Origin of the sequence: Actinomyces naeslundii (genome assembly GCF_001956585.1) — a bacterium.
Classification (GTDB): domain Bacteria; phylum Actinomycetota; class Actinomycetes; order Actinomycetales; family Actinomycetaceae; genus Actinomyces; species Actinomyces naeslundii.
Genome location: NZ_MSRR01000018.1, coordinates 55,107 through 73,476, shown reverse-complemented (window position 1 = coordinate 73,476; position 18,370 = coordinate 55,107). Strand labels below are relative to the sequence as shown.

14 protein-coding genes are annotated in these 18,370 nt (G+C 70.6%); 7 read left to right on the top strand and 7 right to left on the bottom strand.

Annotation, left to right across the window (positions count from 1 at the left end; translation table 11 throughout):
- Positions 1-146: 146 nt before the first annotated feature.
- From glpK to BKH33_RS08880, 3 genes are all read right to left on the bottom strand, one after another.
- Complete coding sequence (gene glpK / locus BKH33_RS08890; RefSeq protein ID WP_003784692.1) at positions 147-1,712, bottom strand: glycerol kinase GlpK; 1,566 nt, start codon at positions 1,710-1,712, stop codon at positions 147-149.
- Positions 1,713-1,773: 61 nt separating this feature from the next.
- Positions 1,774-2,514, bottom strand: a complete 741-nt coding sequence (locus BKH33_RS08885; protein WP_075410413.1) for an MIP/aquaporin family protein — start codon at positions 2,512-2,514, stop codon at positions 1,774-1,776.
- 168 nt (positions 2,515-2,682) lie between these two features.
- Positions 2,683-4,500 (bottom strand): glycerol-3-phosphate dehydrogenase/oxidase, encoded by a 1,818-nt coding sequence (locus BKH33_RS08880; protein ID WP_076142700.1) that lies wholly within the window; start codon positions 4,498-4,500, stop codon positions 2,683-2,685.
- Positions 4,501-4,964: 464 nt separating this feature from the next.
- Here BKH33_RS08880 and BKH33_RS08875 point away from each other — a divergent pair, with 464 nt between their 5' ends.
- The 6 genes from BKH33_RS08875 to BKH33_RS14145 all read left to right on the top strand — a co-directional run bounded on the left by BKH33_RS08875 (position 4,965) and on the right by BKH33_RS14145 (position 11,112).
- On the top strand, positions 4,965-6,026 hold the full coding sequence (locus tag BKH33_RS08875) for a sugar-binding transcriptional regulator (RefSeq protein WP_373692703.1): 1,062 nt from the start codon (positions 4,965-4,967) through the stop codon (positions 6,024-6,026).
- A 129-nt stretch (positions 6,027-6,155) separates the two neighbouring features.
- Entirely contained in the window at positions 6,156-6,788 is a 633-nt protein-coding gene (locus tag BKH33_RS08870; RefSeq protein WP_003781561.1) for an amino-acid N-acetyltransferase, read from the top strand.
- A 129-nt stretch (positions 6,789-6,917) separates the two neighbouring features.
- A complete protein-coding gene (locus BKH33_RS08865) occupies positions 6,918-7,403 on the top strand; it encodes a hypothetical protein (RefSeq protein WP_003781568.1) in 486 nt (161 codons plus the stop codon).
- A 122-nt stretch (positions 7,404-7,525) separates the two neighbouring features.
- Positions 7,526-8,362, top strand: a complete 837-nt coding sequence (locus BKH33_RS08860; RefSeq protein WP_081388440.1) for a hypothetical protein — start codon at positions 7,526-7,528, stop codon at positions 8,360-8,362.
- Between the two features lie 317 nt (positions 8,363-8,679).
- Complete coding sequence (locus tag BKH33_RS08855) at positions 8,680-9,666, top strand: HhH-GPD family protein (protein ID WP_076142699.1); 987 nt, start codon at positions 8,680-8,682, stop codon at positions 9,664-9,666.
- 171 nt (positions 9,667-9,837) lie between these two features.
- The gene (locus BKH33_RS14145) at positions 9,838-11,112 is read left to right on the top strand and encodes a hypothetical protein (RefSeq protein ID WP_232621474.1); all 1,275 of its coding nucleotides are present in this window, start codon (positions 9,838-9,840) and stop codon (positions 11,110-11,112) included.
- 75 nt (positions 11,113-11,187) lie between these two features.
- Here BKH33_RS14145 and disA read toward each other — a convergent pair whose 3' ends face one another.
- The 4 genes from disA to tkt form a co-directional block, all read right to left on the bottom strand.
- Complete coding sequence (gene disA / locus BKH33_RS08845) at positions 11,188-12,258, bottom strand: DNA integrity scanning diadenylate cyclase DisA (protein ID WP_100219068.1); 1,071 nt, start codon at positions 12,256-12,258, stop codon at positions 11,188-11,190.
- 252 nt (positions 12,259-12,510) lie between these two features.
- Positions 12,511-13,932, bottom strand: a complete 1,422-nt coding sequence (gene radA, locus BKH33_RS08840) for a DNA repair protein RadA (protein WP_003785001.1) — start codon at positions 13,930-13,932, stop codon at positions 12,511-12,513.
- 62 nt (positions 13,933-13,994) lie between these two features.
- A complete protein-coding gene (locus BKH33_RS08835) occupies positions 13,995-14,450 on the bottom strand; it encodes a hypothetical protein (protein ID WP_003784992.1) in 456 nt (151 codons plus the stop codon).
- Between the two features lie 229 nt (positions 14,451-14,679).
- The gene (tkt, locus tag BKH33_RS08830; protein ID WP_167368385.1) at positions 14,680-16,770 is read right to left on the bottom strand and encodes a transketolase; all 2,091 of its coding nucleotides are present in this window, start codon (positions 16,768-16,770) and stop codon (positions 14,680-14,682) included.
- A gap of 240 nt (positions 16,771-17,010) precedes the next feature.
- Between tkt and BKH33_RS08825 the strand changes: the two genes are divergently transcribed.
- On the top strand, positions 17,011-18,351 hold the full coding sequence (locus BKH33_RS08825; RefSeq protein ID WP_143228630.1) for an MFS transporter: 1,341 nt from the start codon (positions 17,011-17,013) through the stop codon (positions 18,349-18,351).
- Positions 18,352-18,370 lie beyond the last annotated feature (19 nt).

Genomic DNA, 18,370 nt, shown 5'->3' with positions numbered 1-18,370 from the left:
CTAGTGGTGCAGGACGGCGCCGTCGGCGGATCCGTGGAGGAGACGGGGTCCACCGGCGGCGCCGGGGCACTTCATGTGCTGCTCGGGCGGCTGCAGGTGCTGCCACCGCCCGAGCGCTGCTGGACGTTACGCGGTCATATCACGTGTTACTCGACCACGTCCTCGTCAACCCAGTCCAGGGTGCGCTGGACGGCCTTGTTCCAGTTGCGGAAGAGCCGCTCGCGCTCGGCCTCGTCCATGGCCGGCTCCCAGCGCTTGTCCTCGGCCCAGTTGTCGATGACGTCCTGGGTCCCGGACCAGAAGCCCACCGCGATGCCGGCGGCGTAGGCCGCCCCCAGCGCCGTGGTCTCGGCGACCTTCGGGCGCACGACGGGAACGCCCACCTGGTCGGCCTGGAACTGCATGAGCAGCTCGTCGCGGGTCATGCCGCCGTCGACCTTGAGCTCGGTCAGGGCCGCTCCCGTGGATCCCGAGGCCGCGGCGTCCCGGTTCATGGCCTCGAGGACCTCGCGGGTCTGGTAGGCGGTGGACTCCTCCACGGCCCGGGCGATGTGGGCCTTGTTGACGTATCGGGTCAGGCCCACCAGGGCGCCGCGGGCGTCGGGGCGCCAGTGCGGGGCGAACAGCCCGGAGAAGGCCGGCACGAAGTAGGCCCCGCCGTTGTCCTCGACGCTGGCGGCCAGGGCCTCGATGTCCTTGGAGTCGGCGATGATGCCCAGGTTGTCGCGCAGCCACTGCACCAGTGAGCCGGCCACGGCGATCGAGCCCTCCAGGGCGTAGACGGCCGGCTCGTCCCCGATCTGGTAGCACACGGTGGTCAGCAGCCCGTTCTCACTGCGCACCGGGGTGGTGCCCGTGTTCATGAGCATGAAGCAGCCGGTGCCGTAGGTGTTCTTGGCCTGGCCCTTCTCGAAGCAGGCCTGCCCGAAGGTGGCCGCCTGCTGGTCGCCGAGGATGCCGCTGATGGGGGTGTCCACCAGCAGGCCGTTCTTGCGGCCGTAGCCGAACACGCCCGAGGAGGGCCGGATCTCGGGGAGCATGGACACGGGGATGCCCATGTCCGCGCAGATCTCTGGGTTCCAGTCCAGGGTGTCGATGTTCATGAGCATCGTGCGCGAGGCGTTGGTGACGTCGGTGGCGTGCACGCCCCCGTTGACCCCGCCGGTGAGGTTCCACAGCGTCCAGGTGTCCATGGTGCCCATGAGGAGGTCGCCGGCCTCGGCGCGCTCGCGGGCCCCCTCGACGTTCTCCAGGATCCAGGTCACCTTGGGGCCGGCGAAGTAGGTGGCCAGTCCCAGGCCGACGCGGTCCTTGTACTTGTTCGGGCCGTCATCACCGGCCAGGCGGTCGCAGATCTTCTGGGTGCGGGTGTCCTGCCAGACGATGACGTTATAGACGGGCTCGCCGGTGTTCTTGTCCCACACGACGGCGCTCTCGCGCTGGTTGGTGATGCCCACCGAGGCGATCTCGTGGCGGTTGATCTGCGCCTTGGCGAGTACCCCGCCGACGACGGAGCGGACGTTGTCCCAGATCTCGTTCGCGTTGTGCTCGACCCAGCCGGCGCGCGGGAAGATCTGCTCGTGCTCCTTCTGGTCGACGGCGACGATCCCTCCGTCGTGGTTGAACAGGATGGCGCGTGAGGAGGTCGTACCCTGATCGATGGCCAGGACGTACTTCTTCTCATCGTTGTCAGCTGTGCTGTTGAGGCTCAAGGAAATGTCCTTTCACTGCGTTGTGAGGGGCTGTGACTGTGTGTGAGGGGAGCTGCCGGGATCAGAACAGTCCGGCGATGTGGGGGACGATGAGTCCTGCGGCGACGGCGCCGATGATCGGGCCGACGACCGGGACCCAGGAGTAGGCCCAGTCCGAGCCGCCCTTACCCGGGATGGGCAGGATGGCGTGGGCGATGCGCGGGCCCAGGTCACGGGCCGGGTTGATGGCGTAGCCGGTGGGTCCGCCCAGGCTCAGGCCGATGACGACGATGACCAGGGCCACGGCCAGCGGGCCGAGCCCGGAGGGGGTCTTGCCCGAGGCGATGATCCAGGCCAGCAGGACGAAGGTGCCCACGGCCTCGGTCACGACGTTCCATCCGTAGGAGCGCACCGCCGGGCCGGTGGCGAACACGCCGAGCTTGGCGGCGGCGTCGGCCTTCTGGTCGAACTGCTTCTTGTAGGTCAGCCACACGGCGGTGGCGCCCAGGATGGCGCCCACCATCTGGGCGGCGAAGTAGACCACGATATTGGTCGCCGAGGCGGGGATCCCCTCGGCCAGGTCCCGTCCTGCCACCGCCAGGCCGATGGTTACGGCCGGGTTGAGGTGAGCACCGGTCTTGTAGGCGGCGTAGACGCCCACGAACACCGCCAGGCCCCAGGCCATGGTGATGACGATCCAGCCGCCGTCCTTGGCCTTGGAGGTGGGCAGTGCAACACCGGCGACGACGCCGCAGCCCAGAAGGATGAGAAGGAAGGTCCCGAAGACCTCCGAGGCGAAGATCTGGGTCAGGCTCGCAGACATTGCGGCTCTCTTTCTGCACGACGTTGTGCGGGTTCGGACGTCACCGGCGTGGTCCGGATTCTCGATGGATGATGCTTTGACGTGCTGCCCGCCGCCGCCGGGAACGGCGGGCAGCACGAGGGTATTGGGCTGAGCGGCGCCGGGGCGGGGTGCTCGGCCGGCAGGAGCCTAGATCGGCTCGGTGATGTGCGCCACCGCGGCGGCGTCGGTCAGCTCGGCCTCGGCCGCGGCGATCTGGGCCACGCGCTGGGCGTAGGCCTCCTTCTGCGTGGCGACGTCCTCCTTCGACCAGTCCAGCAGCGGCGCCATGATCGACAGGATCTCGTCGGCCGCGGCCAGGCCCCGGTCGCGGCGCGAGAGGTCCAGGCGCACCCGGCGCAGCAGGACGTCGTCGAGGCTCTCGGCGCCCTCGTGGGTGACGGCCCAGGCGACCTCGGCGCGCAGGTAGGTGGGGGCCTCCGCCAGCGGTTCGCCCAGGCGCGCCTCGGGATCGTCAGCGTTGTCGATGGAGGCCAGCAGGGCCGGGGTCTCGTCGCCGTAGCGGTCCAGCAGGTGGGTGACCCGCTCCAGGGTCCAGCCTCGCTCACTGGCGATCCGCCCGGCTCGTTTGGCCAGGGCGTGGTAGCCGGCCGCGCCCACCAGGGGCAGCTCCTGCGTGACGCAGGGGTGGGCGTGGGACAGGGCCTCGCCCAGGGCGTGGTCGACGGCGTCGGAGGCCATGACCCGGTAGGTGGTCAGCTTGCCGCCGGCGATCGCGGTCAGGCCCGGGGCGACCCGGGTGACCGTGTGCTCGCGGGAGACCTTCGTGGAGGCGGACTCCGCGCCCGGCTTGAGCTTGGGCTGGAGCAGGGGGCGCAGGCCCGCGTAGACGCCGATGATGTCGTCGCGGGTGATGGGCCGCGACAGCACGGAGTTGGCGTGCTCGAGGATGTAGTCGACGTCGGCGGCGGTGGCCACGGGCTTGGAGACGTCCAGGTCCCAGGGGGTGTCGGTGGTGCCGATGACCCAGTACTCGGGCCAGGGGATGATGAACAGGACCGACTTCTCGGTGCGCAGGAAGACCCCGGTCTCGGCGTCGATGGCCTCCTTGGGGACCACGATGTGAATGCCCTTGGAGGCCAGGACCTTCAGTCCGCCGGCGTCGGTGGCCAGGTCCTGGACGTCCTCGGTCCACACTCCGGCGGCGTTGATAGTGCGCTTGGCGCGGATCTCGTGGGTCTGGCCGGTGGCCAGGTCGGTGACGCGGGCGCCGTGGACGTGGCCGCGCTCGTCGGTGATGAAGCCGGTGACCTTGGTGCGGTTGGCGGCCAGTGCGCCCAGGCCGACGGCGGTGCGCACCAGGTCGATGACCAGGCGGGCGTCGTCGACGCGGGCGTCGAAGAAGCGGATGGAGCCGGCCAGGCCGCTGGTGTCCAGTGAGGGGGCGAGGGCGGAGGTGCCCTTGCGGCCCAGGTGGCGCTGGATCGGCACGGTCTTGCGGCCGCGGGAGCCGGCCAGGGCCAGGGCGTCGTACATGCCCACGCCGACGGCGGAGTAGGAGCGCTCGTAGTGGTGCTTGAGCGGCCACAGGAAGGGCTGGGCCTTGACCAGGTGCGGCGCGGTGGTGCTCAGCAGGCGGCCGCGCTCGGTGAGGGCCTCGTGCACGAGGGCGAAGTTGAGCTGGTAGAGGTAGCGCAGGCCGCCGTGGACGAGCTTGGAGGACCACGAGGAGGTGCCCGAGGCCCAGTCGCCCATCTCCACGATGCCGGTGCGCAGGCCGCGGGCGGCCGCGTCCAGGGCGATGCCGGCGCCGGTGACGCCGCCGCCGACGACGAGGAGGTCCAGGCCCTCGGCTGAGGACATCTCCTCCAGGGCGTGCTCGCGCTGGGCGGCGTTGAGGGCGGTGTCGTGGGTGGGGGCGGGGTAGGAGGGGGCGGTGGGGCCCGAGGAACCGGCGGCGCGGGCGGGGGTCTTCTTCTTCGAGGAGGGGGTGCGGGTGGAGGTCATGGCTCCTGTGGCTCCTACGTGTCGTGACGGCGGTTGGATCAGTCTGCGTGGCGCGGCGCGGGCCGGTAGCGCCAGCGGGTCCCCGGTCGGCGCTGACCGGGGTGCTGGGCGCCAGAGCGGACTGAGCCTCAGCTGCCGACTGCGGATGTCGGCCCCTGCTGCGTCTGCCTCGCTCGCACGGCCACGTCGTGGCGGCAGTCACTACTCTTGCTGTGTGTGGGAGAATGCGCAAGGTGCGTGCACGAACGTGCACGTAGGGTTGGAGGCATCCACAAGAATGTCCGTCAGCTGCGAGACATCTGTCCTTGTGGAGGCTGTCCGCTTCCCTGAAGGATCGGAATCAGGCCCTCCTGCGGCGCTGGCGACCCCGGCGGCGGGGAGGGTCGGAGGAGAACGACGTGACCGGCACAGACACCACTGACGCCGTCGGGCGCGCGGCGAGCGCAGCCGACCCCGGCGGTCTCATGCGCGCCTACGAGGCGGCCTCCATGTACTACGTCCAGGGCGAGACGATGGAGGTGATCGCTCACCACCTGAGGGTCTCGCGCTCCACCGTCTCGCGTCTCCTGGCGCGCGCCCGTCAGGAGGGCGTCGTGCGGGTCACCCTTGTCCAGCCCGGCGGCGCCGGCTCCCTGGAGGGGAGGATGACGCAGGCCTTCGGGGTGCGTACGCATATCGTGCCGGTGCGTGAGGGCACCACGGAGATCCACCGCCTTCAGCAGGTCGCCTCCGTCGCCGCAGCGCATATGGTCGACCTCATCGAGGCCCTGGCCGAGCAGGCCGGCAACGGCGGACCGCAGGTCCAGGACCCGGCAGGCTCAGGTGGCGAGGGCCCGGTCCAGGGCAGGGGCAGCGGAGGTGTCGTCGTCGGCGTCGCCTGGGGCACCACCATGTCCGAGGTCAGCGCCGCCCTGCCCTCGCGCTCGGTCCCGGGGCTGACGGTCGTCCAGCTCAATGGTGCCTCGGACCCGGTGCGCGAGGGGCCCAGCGCCGGGGAGGTCCTCTCCCGTATGCGTCTGTCGCTGGGGGCGCGCACGATCTCCTTCCCGGTGCCGGCCTTCTTCGACCACGTGGCCACGCGCGAGGCCATGTGGTCGGAGCGCTCGGTCAAGCGGGTCCTGGCGGTGACGCGCCGTGCGAGCCTGGCCGTCTTCGGCGTCGGCGCCCTCGATGCCCTCAACGGGGCCCTGCCCTCCCAGGTCTACGAGGGCGGCCACCTGACCGCCCGTGACCAGGCCGTCCTGCGTCGCCAGAACGTGGTGGGGGACGTGTGCACCGTCCTGCTGCGCTCCGACGGCTCGTGGCGTGATGTCACCCTCAATGCCCGGGCCACCGGTCCGACGCCGGCCCAGCTCTCCCGCATCCCGCGCCGCCTGTGCGTGGCCGCCGGAACCGGCAAGGCCCGGGCTCTCCTGGCCGCGCTGCGCGCCCGGACCGCCACCGATCTCATCGTTGATGACGCCACGGCCCGCGCCGTCCTGGAGCTCGCCGAGGCCCGAGGCCAGGCGGGAGGCGGTTCTCGATGAGCCGTGAACGTGGCAGGATGTGGGCCCGGATCGCGCTGCGGTCTGCTTACTACGGCCCCGACATCGCCGGTGTAGCGCCGGCTCGCGGGTCGAGAGGCCAGAACTGAGCCCTACTGAATACGGACGACGATGAGCAGCACTGCTGTCATGACAGATGAACACCTGCCCAGCGGCCGGGCGACGCACCGGGCCGAGGTCTACGGGGTTGACGGCTCGCACCGCATTCTGCGGCCGGCGCGCCCGGCGGACGTGCGCGCCATCGCAGAGCTGGTGCGCCCCTATGCCGAGCGCCGTGTCCTGGTCTCCAAGGACCTCATCTCCTACTTCGAGGACATCCAGGAGTTCATCGTCGCCGAGGAGATTCCCGACGTCGTCGGGCATGGTGGAGGAGATGACGGAGAGGCCTCGGCCACGCCCAGGATCGTGGGCTGTGGGGCGCTGCACGTCATGTGGGACGACCTCGCCGAGGTGCGTACCCTGGCCGTCCACCCCGACGCCGTGGGGACCGGTCTCGGCTCGGCCATTCTGCGCGAGCTCATTGCGCAGGCCCGGGAGATGGGACTCAAACGGGTGTTCTGCCTGACCTTCGAGGAGCCCTTCTTCGGCTCCCACGGTTTCGAGCCGATCGAGGGCACCCCGGTGGGCGCGGACGTCTTCTCCGAGATGCTGTGCTCTCACGACGACGGCCTGGCCGCGTTCCTCGACCTGGCCCGGGTCAAGCCCAACACCCTGGGTAACGCCCGCATGCTCCTGCGCCTGTGAGTCGAGCAGGCTGAGCCGGTCGGGCCGAGCGAGCTCGCGTTGCGGCTTGGGTGCAGAACGGGCGCGATCCTTCCGGACAAGCAACCGACAACTGTGTGACAGCCATGAGACAACCGTGGAGGAGCACCCATGATCCGCAACGTTCACGAACGCGTCATCAACGCCCCACTCGAGCCCCTGGGCGTCCTGCTCGACGGGCTCGGGCAGAAGGATGATCGCCTCTGGCCCTCGCGGTACTGGCCGCCGATGGTCCTGGACCGGCCTCTGGCGCTGGGAGCCGATGGAGGGCATGACGACATCTACTACTACGTGAGCGAGTACGAGCCCGGCCGACGGGTACGTTTCTCCTTCCGTCCCCGCACGGGGATCATCGGTGCCCACGAGCTGAGCCTCGACGCCCTGGACGAGAGGCGCACGCGCATCCGCCACGTCCTCATCGGCCGTACCCGTGGCGCCATGCGCCTCATGTTCTCGGCCGCGGTCGAGCCTCTGCACGACGCCGTCATCGAGGACCTCTTCGACAACGCCGAACGCGAGACCACGGGCACGGTCGTCCGTCCCGCGACGTGGTCCTCGCGGGTGCGCGTGCTGCGCCGCCTCGCCCGTGGCAGGTAGCCGTCACGGACTGTTCAGGGTTATGGGGAGTTCTGCCTGGGGCTGCCGCGGGGCCGAGTCGGTAGCCTGACGAGGCCTCGACACATTCCTGTGCATCCGAAGACCCCTTGAGGACAGTGCTCATGAGCCAGCCACCGGTCAACGGTTCCTACGGCCGGCAGTTCCAGCCCGACCAATCCGGCTGGTACGGCGTCACCGCCCAACAGAGCCAGTACGGCCAACCCGGTCCTCAGGCCCAGTACGGCCAGGTCGGTGCCGACCAGCCGGCCTATGGCGCTGCGGGCGGTCAGCAGCCGACGGCGTCGACCCCGCAGCCTGAGTACCAGCCCTCTCAGCTCGGTCCGATCCCACTCGAGCAGGACAAGGTCGTGCTCAAACCCACGGCGACGCTCGCCAGCCGTATCCAGCTCCTCGTCGGTGACGGCTTCGGGCTGGCGTGCCTGGCCGGAGCGGTCTGGAACCTCATCCACCTCGGTGATGAGGGAACGATCACTGCATTCGTCATCCTGCTGCTGCTCGGGGTGTTCCTGGCACTCGGCGTCCTGCTCCTCATGTCGGTGCGCACGGTGCTCGACGCCACCGGCATTCACGTGGGGGCCGGCTGCAGGGGCCGCGACATCCCCTGGCCCCGGTCGCGCACGGGTCTGTTCGTCAAGGTCTCCGGTGCGCCGGCGGCCCTGAGCGTCGCCGCCGGCAGGCCCCAGATCCGTCATGCCGAGGCGTACGTCGTCGACAATGACGGCAAGGCCATCGCCCTGACCGGCCTGAGCTGGTCCGGGTTCAGCGGCGAGGCGCTGGAGCGCAAGGGGGCCGCCGAGCTGGACCGCATCTGGTCCTGGGCCGTGGCTCGCGGATACACCCAGGAGACGGGGGAGTACGTCGAGCTGAGCGGCGTCCTCGGCATCCAGCAGGGACTCCGGGAACGTCAGGAGCGTCGACAGGGGCTGAGCCGTCCCTGAGTGCGGGTGCGCGGCCGAGCGGCGTCGCCTCCGTCACCCGCTCGGTCGGTCTCCGCTCCCAGGTGAGGACCTGGGCCCGCTACTGCACGAGGCCCGGGGTGCGCTGGCCAGGGGTTGTGCGTACTGCACGAGACCCCCAATCTCGCGGAGTACACCCACCTCGCGGCCAGTAGAACCCAGACCTTGTACAGCACGCACCGGTTTCTCAGATGTCATGACATCCGAAACCCTCAGAAGCCACGAGACAACACAGTCGGCCGGCGACGGCGACGGCGACGGCCAGTCCCGTCCAAGCCGCTGCCGCTACGGTGTCCCCCGTGCCTGCCCGCCCTGCCTCTCCCGACACGATCACTGCCGCGCCGTCGGCATCGCCCTTGCCACTCGCCGATCCGGCTGAGCCCTCGGCGCAGGGCGTCATCGCCTGGTACGACGCCCACGCCCGCGACCTGCCGTGGCGCCGCCCCGGAACAACGCCGTGGGAGGTCCTCGTCTCGGAGGTCATGAGCCAGCAGACCCCGGTGGCCCGCGTCGTCCCCGCCTGGCAGGAGTGGATGCGGCGCTGGCCCGGGCCTGCCGAGCTCTCCCAGGCCTCCACCGCCGAGGTGCTGCGGGTCTGGGGACGCCTGGGCTACCCACGCCGGGCCCTGCGGCTCATCGAGTGCGCCCGCAGCGTCGTCGAGCAGCACGACGGCGTCCTGCCCGATGACCTGGACGCTCTCCTGGCCCTGCCCGGGGTGGGGGAGTACACGGCCGGTGCCGTCCTGGCCTTCGCCCACGGCCGCCGCGCCCTCGTGCTGGACACGAATGTCAGGCGGGTCCTGGCGCGCGCCGTCGGAGGCCAGGCCCTGCCGGCCCCCAGCCTCAACCGGGCCGAGCGCGAGCGGGCGCTGCACCTGCTGCCCGGCGACGACGCCACCGCCGCCCACTGGTCGGTGTCCGTCATGGAGCTCGGCGCCCTGGTGTGCACCGCCCGCGAACCGGACTGCGACGCCTGTCCCTGGCGCAGCGACTGCGCCTGGCTCGCGGCAGGCCGCCCCGCGGACGTCCATGCCGGCCGACGCCGCAGCCAGGCCTGGCACGGAACCGACCGCCAGGCCCGTGGCCTGGTCATGGCTCGCCTGCGGGAGGCCGCTGACGGACAGCCCGTCGACGCCGGTGAGCTCGTGGCCTGCGCCGCCCGGGCGGGACTGCGCTCCAGTGGTGGCGCCCCCGATCCCGATCAGCCCGTGCGAGCCCTGTCCACGCTCCTGGTCGACGGACTCATTACCACCGACGACGACGGCGTCTCCTACCGGCTCCCGTAACCGCACGCCTCCCCTCCCCGACGAGTTCGCGGACTCACCATGGGGATCGTGGTTGCGACCGGGCCGGCGGGCACGGAACCACTCGGACTGCGACGAAGGTCTGTGGCTCGGCGCGCCGCCCGGGCGGGGCGCTCACGGCACCGAGCCCGTTGCGCCGGTAGAGTCGTGACCATGGCCAAAGGACGCGGACGCAGTCATGGGGAAAGCGCAGGACGACGAGGCGCGGCCCGTCGTGGCGCGGGTTCCTCGACGGGCCGCTCATCATCCGGATCCCAGTCCCGGCCGCACCGGCACACGGGCGGCGCCGGCGAGTCCGGGACCGGTACGGCCAGGTCCCCCCAGGGAAAGAAGCCAGGCCCCCAGGCCAAGGGCCGAGGGGGGCGTACCTCCAGCGCCAATCGGGCCGGGCACCCTCTGCACTCGGGGCAGACGGGTAGGACCTCCGGAGGGGGCAAGTCGGCTCAGGCCAGCAAGCGGAAAGGGCGCCCCGGTCAGGGGCAGCAGCGCTCTGAGAGCTCACAGGCCGCTGAGGCCTCCTCGGCGGCGCGTTCGCGGCAGGCCGCTCCGGGAACCGCTCGCTCCGCCCGGACGAGCTCGACCCAGGCCGGTCGCTCCGGTCATCGTCGCAGCGGCTGGGGCAAGGGCATCCAGTGGGCCCACATCGGCGGCGGGCGACTCACCGGGGCCCCCGACTCGGTTCAGCAGGGCCCCGAGCAGCCCCGCAGCGGGCGCCTGCGCAAGCCGATCCCTCCCCAGCCCCGCTACGGCCTGCGCCGTGCACTGGTCCTAGGAGGCATCCTGCTGTTCCTCCTGCTGCTCGTGGTGGCCGTCGTCGTCGGCTACCTCTGGGTGCGTGGCACCATCCGTAGCCAGGACGAGCAGCGCGCCGCCGCTCAGGTGCACACCGTCTACCCCACGCCGGGAGCCTGTGACCCCTCGGCACTGTCGAACACGGTGCAGGGGCCGGAGTCCATAGGCGTTGGCGTCGGGGCGACCTTCTCCATCTCCCTGGTCAACAAAGGATCGGCACCCTGTCTGCTCGACGCCGGCAGCCAGGCCGTGGGCGTGCGGGTCTCCTCGGGCTCTCAGCAGGTATGGGACTCCGTCACCTGCCCGGTGGGCCAGACCAAGCGCCCGCTGCTTCTGCCTCCGGGGCAGGCCGCTGACGTCAGCGTGACGTGGAACGGGAACGCCGCCACCTCCGACTGCGCCGCCGCCACCGCGCTGCCGGCCTCGTCCACGCCGAGTAAGGACGCGAGTGGGAAGGCCACCGACCAGGGCGCGGCCTCGACCGACCCGAGTGCGACCGGCGCCTCCTCTGCGAGTGCCTCGGCCGGCCAGGCACAGACCGCGCCCGGCAGTGCCGCGGGGGCCGGGACCTACCGCTTCCGCTTCGTCATGGGGGACAAGGACCTGACTGAGGACCGGGTCTTCGTCGTCGGCTGACTCCGATTGGTCGTGGCAGCGGCCCCGGCAGCGCCGGGTGCTCGTCGGCGTCGGCGCTCAGGGAACCTGGAGGGCTCAGGCGTAGCGCTCGACGACGGAGATCTCCGCCAGCCGCGACAATCCGTCGCGCAGGGTCCGAGCCCGTTGGGCGCCGACGCCCTCAACCGCCTCGAGCTCCTCGATGGTCGCACCGAGGACCCCCTGCAGGGACCCCCACTGCTCGACGACGGCGCGCGCCGTGACCACGGGCAGGCGCGGGATCTTGGACAGGATCCGCAGTCCACGCGGGGAGACCTGAGCGTCCAGGTCCTGGCCGTCGATGCCGCCCAGGCCCATGGAGCGCGCCACCATCGCCAGATCCAGGAGGGCGGGGGAGCCCACCCACTTCAGGCGCGCATCCACGGTGGCGGTGTCCAGGCCCTCGGGCAGGTAGTCCTCCAGGAGGAAGCCGTGCTCGGCCAGCAGGCCCCGGGTGAGCTCCTCGACCTGCAGGGCCAGAAGGCGCCCGTCGGTGCCGAGCTCCAGGACGTAGGAATCGATGTCGTCGGAGATGCGACGGACCATCTCCATGAGCTGGAGCACCGAGGTGACGTCGCGTACGGTGACGAGGTCCTCGATCTCCAGGGAGTCCAGGCCGGCGGAGGTCTGATCGAGACGGGCCTTGTAGCGCTCAAGGGCGGATAGGGCCTGGTTGGCGCTGGCCAGGATGGACTCGCTGGGCTCCAGAACGTGGCGCTTGCCGTCCACGTACAGGGAGATGATCCGCATCGACTGGCTCACGGAGATGACTGGGTAGCCGGTCTGGCGGGCCACGCGCTCGGCGGTGCGGTGGCGCATGCCCGTCTCCGAGGTCTGGATCGAGGCGTTGGGCAGGAGCTGGACGTTGGCGCGCCGGATCCGGGCGGTGTCCATGTCGACGACGACGCCGCCGTCCATCTTGGCCAGCTCGCGCAGGCGGGCCGCGGAGAGCTCGACGTCGAGGTGGAAGCCGCCTGAGGAGATGGCCTCGACCACTGGGTCGAAGCCCAGCACGATGATCGCTCCGGTACGACCGCGCAGGATCCGCTCCAGGCCGTCGCGAAGGACGGTGCCGGGAGCGACGAGCGCAAGCGTCTCGCGCAGCTGGCCAGCGGCCTCGATCATCATCTCTCCTGATCTCACGGTGACCCGGGGTAAGGACTCGCACGGTGAGTGCTCACCGGGGCGGTACGAGCGTCTCGAACCTTCTGGCTTCAGGCCATCTGGTTGAGCGCGCACCCATCGGTGCTCACGGCTCCATGGTATCGGCAGGCGGGCCGCCTCTCGGAGAGGGCCTTCCCACACTGGACCACTCGGTCTGTTGGCTGCGTGCGGCTGCGCCGTCGAGCGGATCGGTTCACGGCTGCGCCGTCAACGCTGTTAACGAGGCAGCGCCGCCCCCATCGCCTCGCCTACGTGAGAGACCGGAAGGACCTGCATCCCGGCGACCTCGCGCAGCTCGGCTGAGCCCGCCAGCGGTACGATCGCCCGGTCGAAGCCGAGTCGGGAGGCCTCCGCCAGGCGCCGCTGGATGCCGACGGTGGCACGCACCTCACCGGTGAGCCCCACCTCGCCGAAGGCCACGAGCCCGGCGGGTGTGGGTAGGTTGCGCGCGGCCGAGACCACGGAGATGGCCACTGCCAGGTCCGTGGCCGGCTCGACGGCGCGCGCCCCGCCCACGGTGGAGACGTAGACGTCCGTGCTGGAGGTGTCCACCCGCAACCGGGCGCTGAGAACCGCCAGCGCCATGGCCGTGCGCGAGTGGTCCACCCCGGAGGTGGTGCGCCGCGGCGAGCCGGCGTTGGTGGAGGCCACGAGCGCCTGGATCTCCACCGGCATGGGCCGGCGCCCCTCGAGGGTGACGGTGGCGCAGGTTCCCGGCACCTCGGAGCGGGCGGCGGACAGGAACAGGCCCGAGGGGTCCGCCAGCCCCACGATGCCCCGCTCGCCCAGGTCGAAGCAGCCGACCTCGTCGGTGGGGCCGTAGCGGTTCTTGACGGCCCGCAGCAGGCGCAGGCGGGCGTGGCGGTCGCCCTCGAACTGGGCGACGACGTCGACCAGGTGCTCCAGGACCCGGGGTCCGGCGATCCCGCCGTCCTTGGTCACGTGCCCCACGAGCAGCACCGGGATACTGCGCTCCTTGGCCACCGCGATGAGTGCGCCGGCCACGGCCCGGACCTGGGTGACGCCTCCGGCACTGCCCTCGACCTGCGCCGAGGCGATGGTCTGAACCGAGTCCACCACCAGCAGGGAGGGGCCGGCCGCCTCCACGTGCCCCAGCAGGGACCCGAGCTCGGTCTCCGCGGCCAGGAGCAGCCCCGGATCCAGGGCGTCGATGCGCTCTGCCCGCAGCCGCACCTGCGAGGCCGACTCCTCACCGGTGACGTAGAGGACCGGCCCGTCCCCGCGCTCGCGCGCCACGGCGGCGGCCTTCGCGGCGACGTCGAGCAGCAGCGTGGACTTCCCGACGCCGGGCTCGCCGGCCAGCAGCACGACGGCGCCCGGTACGATCCCGCCACCCAGGACCCGGTCCAGCTCGCCCACCCCGGTGGGGCGGGCCCTGGCCTCGGTGGCGCTGACCTCCCCGATGGGACGGGCGGACACCGTCGGTCGCACGGCACTGGCCGCGGCCAGGGCACTGCCGCCGACGGCCCCACCCGAGGTGCCGGCGGACTGGACCTCCTCGAGGGTGCCCCACTCGCGGCACTCCCGGCACTGGCCCATCCACTTGGGGCTGGACCAGCCGCACTCGGTGCAGTGGTAGGAGACCTTAGGCGCCTTGGGGCTCTTCGATGCGGGCATGACGGGAGCGTATCGGGCCCCACCGACATCTATTCGGGCATCTGCTCGGCGCCCTCCGGGCCTCAGTAGCCGACCGGGCCGGTCTGCCCCGGCTGCCCTCCCTGGTCATAGGGCTGCTGGTTCTGGGGAGCCTGACCGGTGGGGACCTGTCCGTACTGCGGCTGCTGAGGCTGGCCGTAGCCCTGCTGTGCAGGGGCCGCACCCGGATAGGGCTGGTACTGCGGGGCCACGTAACCGGGCACCAGGTGAGGAGACTTCTTGGCCAGGGCCGCGTCGGCGAACCTGCCGACCGCCAGAGCACCGACAACGGGAAGAATGAAGACCAGGTAGGGGATGCGCACCCTCCCCTCGGCGTTCGTGATGATTCCGATGAAGATCGCGATATCGATGACGACGCCGATCACGACCATGATGGTCATGATGAGGTAGTAGTAGCGCGTGCGCAGGGGCTGGTCCTCACCGGAGTCGTTGCTGTCAGGGATCTGGGGGGCGTTCTGGGCGGGTTGCTGTGCGCTCATGAGAGACGGCCTTTTCTGTGTTCGGGGAATGGTGTCGCAGTGCGCCCGGCGGCGCGACCGGACCCAGCGTGCCCAAAATCTTCCGGCGCGTCACCTGTTCAGTATGGGGAGTAGTATCCCCGTGACATATATTTCTCACACATTGAGCCGGTCGTTCTTCAGGTAGCCCCACGGATTGTCCGTATGGCTAGCTGAAGAACGACCGGCTCGGTGGTGATGGGGCCGGGAGTCAGCCGCGGGTGCGGGCCAGGGCCTGGCGGGCGCGCTGGGCGACGTTGTCGGCGGTGAAGCCGTACTCCTCGAACAGGGCGGTGCCGGCGGCCGAGGCGCCGTAGTGGTCCAGGGAGACGATCTCGCCGGCGTCACCGACGATCTCGCGCCAGCCCAGGGCGATGCCGGCCTCGACGGCGACCTTGGCGGCACCGGCCGGCAGTACCTGGTCCCGGTAGGCGGCGTCCTGCTGGGCGAACCACTCCAGGCAGGGGGCGGAGACCACCCGGGTGGGCGTGCCCTGCTCCTGGAGGACGTCGCGGGCCGCCACGGCCACGCCGACCTCGGAGCCGGTGGCGATCAGGACCACCTCGGGGTCGGTCTGGCCGCCGCCTGCGTCGGTGGCCTCGGCCAGGACGTAGGCGCCGCGGCGCACGCCCTCGGCCGCGGCGCTGGCGGAGGCGTTCACGGTGAGGTTCTGACGCGACAGGGCGATGCCGGCCGGCTGGTCCGGACGGGCCAGGATCTCGGCCCAGGCCGCGGCGGTCTCGTTGGCGTCCCCGGGCCGCACCACGGCCAGGCCCGGGATGGCGCGCAGCGCCGCCAGGTGCTCGACGGGCTGGTGGGTGGGGCCGTCCTCACCCACGCCGATGGAGTCGTGGGACCACACGAAGATCGAGCCGATGCCCATGAGCGCCGCCAGGCGCACGGCCGGGCGCATGTAGTCGGAGAACACCATGAAGGTGCCCCCGTAGGCGCGGGTGAGACCGTCCAGGGCGATGCCGTTGAGGATCGATCCCATGGCGTGCTCGCGCACACCGAAGTGGATGGTGCGCCCGAAGGGCCCGTCACCGTCGGCCTGCGCCAGGGGAGTGGGAAGGAAGGAGGGCTCGTCGGCCATACTCGTGTTGTTCGAGCCGGCCAGGTCCGACGACCCGCCCCACAGCTCAGGTACCACGTCTGCCAACGCGGAGAGCACCTTGCCCGACGCCGCACGGGTGGCCAGGGACTGGCCGACCTCCCAGGTCGGCAGGGCGGCCTGAAGGCCCTCGGGAAGGCGGTGCGCCCGAAGCCGCTCCAGCAGCGCGGCGCCGTCGGGGTTGGCCTGCTGCCATGCCGTGAAGCGCTCGTCCCAGACCGCTCGGGCGGCCCGGGTGCTCTCGGCGGCCTGCTTCCGGGCGTGGGCGACGACGTCGTCGGGCAGGATGAAGCTCTGCTCGGGATCCAGGCCCAGGGCCCGCTTGAGCCCGGCGACCTCCTCACCCCCGAGCTTGGCGCCGTGGGAGGACTCCTGACCCTGCTTGGTCGGCGAGGGCCAGGCGATGATCGTGTGCAGACGGATCAGTGACGGCCGCTCGGTCTCGGCGCGGGCCGCCACGATGGCCTCGTGCAGCGCCTGGAGGTCCTCCGCGTAGCCGTCGGGGCCGGTGCGCCAGTCGACGTCGAGCACGTGCCACCCGTAGGCCTCGAAGCGTGCCGAGGGATCCTCGGTGAAGGCGATGTCCGTGTTGCCCTCGATGGAGATGTCGTTGTCGTCGTAGATGGCGATGAGGTTGCCCAGCTGCTGGGTACCGGCCAGGGAGGCGGCCTCTGAGGTCACGCCCTCCTGCATGCAGCCGTCGCCCAGGATCGTGTAGACGAAGTGGTCGAAGACCGACTCGCCCAGCGGGGTGCCGGCGTCGAGCAGCCCGTGCTCGCGGCGCGCCGCCATGGCCAGGCCCACCGCGTTGGCGAAGCCCGCCCCCAGCGGTCCGGTGGTCGTCTCCACCCCGGGAACCTCACCGAACTCGGGGTGGCCCGGCAGACCGGCCGGGGAGCGGAAGGCCGTGAAGCCACTCAGATCGATGTCGTAGCCGGCCAGGAACAGCTGGATGTACTGCACCAGTGAGGCGTGCCCGATGGACAGGACGAACCGGTCGCGCCCCAGCCAGCCCGGGTCCGTCGGGTCGTGGACCATCTCACGCTGGTAGAGCAGCCACGCCACCCCCGCCAGAGAAATTGGCGTACCGGGGTGGCCCGACCCGGCCTTCTCCACGGCGTCGGCGGCCAGCGCCTTGGAAACCGCGATGGCCTGACGGTCAAGATCGGTGAGCAGTGGCTCAGCGCTCATAACTGAGGACTCCTTGTGCATGAGGGTGCATATTGCTCGTGGCCGCGAGCACCGTGCTGGCGCACCTGCGGTCGGGCATCACGGCTGATCCTTCCCGCTTCTGTAGAACCGGGCAAGTACACGGATGGGCGCGTGTTCATTGTCAATGCCGCGGACGATCGAGGGTTCAGCCATCGCTCACCGTAGATTGGACCGCATATGAGTACCGCATCGGGACGCGCGGCACCGGGAGCTGTCGCCATGAGCGCCCTTGAACAGATCGACTCCCGGCCCCTGACGGGCCACCAGCGAAGCATTATCGGACTGGCGATCGTCGCCAACGTCTCGGAGTTCTTCGACATGTTCCTCATCGGTTTCGCCGTCGTCCAGCTCCAGAAGGAGTGGAGCCTGGGCGGCTTCGAGACCGGTGTCATCCTGGCCTGCTCCGGGTTGGGGACGGTCCTTGGATCGGTCATGTGGGGCCGGGCCGCCGACCGGATGGGCCGACGACGCACCTTCTTCTGGTGCGTCCTGCTCTTCACCATCTTCACCCTGGCCTCGGTGTTCACCCCCACCGGCTGGTGGATGATGCTCGCCCTCCTACGGGTGCTGGTCGGCGTGGGCGTCGGGGGCCTCAATATCGTCTCCATTCCTTACGTCCAGGAGTTCGTCCCCACCAGGCAGCGCGGTCTGCTGGCCGGGCTCGGCTCGGTGTTCATCCCCCTGGGGCTCTTCCTGGGCTCCCTGGGACAGCGCGCCATGCACGACAACTGGCGCGGTCTCATCGCCCTGGGTGCCATTCCGATCCTGCTGCTGGCCTGGATCAGGATCGTTCCGGAGTCGCCCCGCTACCTGCTCTCCCAGGGTCGCGAGCGCGAGGCCCGCAAGTCCATCGCCTGGGCCCTGGAGCTGAGCCCCGACGCCGTGGGCGCCCTGCCCCCGGTTGAGACCGAGCAACGCATCGCCTACTCCGAGCTGTTCCGCAAGCACCTCAGGCCCCTGCTCATCGTCTCGATTGGCTCCTTCTGCTTCATCCTGGGGTCCTTCACCGTGCAGTCCTGGGGACAGACGCTCCTGGAGGTCGGCTTCGACGACATCAACGCCGACACCGTGGGCACGCTCTTCATGGGGGTCTCCCTGGTGGATCTCCTCGGCCGACTGGCCTCGGCCTGGCTCGCCGACCGGATCGGGCGGCGCTGGACGATGTTCTCCTTCGGCATCATCGGCGCCCTGGGTGCGGTCATCGTGGCCTTCTCCGCCCACTGGGAGACCTCCTGGATCATCTTCTTCACCGGCATCTGCGTCACCATGGGCTTCGGCGACGGCGCCTTCGGGATCCTCAACGCCTTCGGCGGTGAGCAGTTCCCCAATGACGCCCGAGGCACGGGACTCGGACTGGGCTACGGCATCGGCGCGGTCGCCAAGATCGTCGGCCCGCTGCTCATGGGGGCGATGATCGGCTCGGACAACCTCAAGGAGCTGGCGCACCCGCTGGCGGCCGTCTTCCCGGCCTTCCTCTTCTTCGCGGCCATGCTGGTCCTGGGCGGTCTCATCTACATGCTGGCCCGGGAGACCAAGGGCGAGGTCCTCGAGGACATCTGAGCCGTCCAGCTGTGCCCCA

Excerpts from the sequence above, each read along its gene's own strand:
- BKH33_RS08885 (WP_075410413.1), bottom strand. The coding sequence starts at position 2,514 with ATGTCTGCGAGCCTGACCCAGATCTTCGCCTCGGAGGTCTTCGGGACC.
- BKH33_RS08880 (WP_076142700.1), bottom strand. The coding sequence starts at position 4,500 with ATGACCTCCACCCGCACCCCCTCCTCGAAGAAGAAGACCCCCGCCCGC.
- BKH33_RS08875 (WP_373692703.1), top strand. The coding sequence starts at position 4,965 with ATGCGCGCCTACGAGGCGGCCTCCATGTACTACGTCCAGGGCGAGACG.
- BKH33_RS08870 (WP_003781561.1), top strand. The coding sequence starts at position 6,156 with ATGAGCAGCACTGCTGTCATGACAGATGAACACCTGCCCAGCGGCCGG.
- BKH33_RS08865 (WP_003781568.1), top strand. The coding sequence starts at position 6,918 with ATGATCCGCAACGTTCACGAACGCGTCATCAACGCCCCACTCGAGCCC.
- BKH33_RS08860 (WP_081388440.1), top strand. The coding sequence starts at position 7,526 with ATGAGCCAGCCACCGGTCAACGGTTCCTACGGCCGGCAGTTCCAGCCC.
- BKH33_RS14145 (WP_232621474.1), top strand. The coding sequence starts at position 9,838 with ATGGCCAAAGGACGCGGACGCAGTCATGGGGAAAGCGCAGGACGACGA.
- disA (WP_100219068.1), bottom strand. The coding sequence starts at position 12,258 with ATGATGATCGAGGCCGCTGGCCAGCTGCGCGAGACGCTTGCGCTCGTC.
- radA (WP_003785001.1), bottom strand. The coding sequence starts at position 13,932 with ATGCCCGCATCGAAGAGCCCCAAGGCGCCTAAGGTCTCCTACCACTGC.
- BKH33_RS08835 (WP_003784992.1), bottom strand. The coding sequence starts at position 14,450 with ATGAGCGCACAGCAACCCGCCCAGAACGCCCCCCAGATCCCTGACAGC.
- tkt (WP_167368385.1), bottom strand. The coding sequence starts at position 16,770 with ATGAGCGCTGAGCCACTGCTCACCGATCTTGACCGTCAGGCCATCGCG.
- BKH33_RS08825 (WP_143228630.1), top strand. The coding sequence starts at position 17,011 with ATGAGCGCCCTTGAACAGATCGACTCCCGGCCCCTGACGGGCCACCAG.